This window comes from Gelidibacter sp. F63206, from assembly GCF_023015735.1.
In genome coordinates, this window is the sequence record NZ_JALKAU010000013.1 from 1 (window position 1) to 215 (window position 215).

Genomic DNA, 215 nt, shown 5'->3' on the forward strand with positions numbered 1-215 from the left:
GCCATTGGTTGTCGAATAGGGGACTTAATGTCCACACTTGCAGTCGATGCAAGAGCAGGTGGTGCCGCATTTGCACTTTCCGCCGTTCTCGGCGGCTGGTGCATCCATGACAACAGTGTTGTAGCTCTTCTCAGTCTCAACAATGACCAAGCTGTTTCCCTTCTTCGTGCACTGGGAAACGTCAGAGCAGTCACAGCTGTCGCACTTTCCAGACA

General features: G+C 52.6%; 1 protein-coding gene. It reads left to right on the forward strand.

Annotated features, from left to right (window positions below):
• Positions 1 to 27 precede the first annotated feature (27 nt).
• Positions 28 to 215: hypothetical protein (locus tag MWU32_RS00075; RefSeq protein ID WP_246936572.1), on the forward strand; the 188-nt coding region annotated here is incomplete at its 3' end.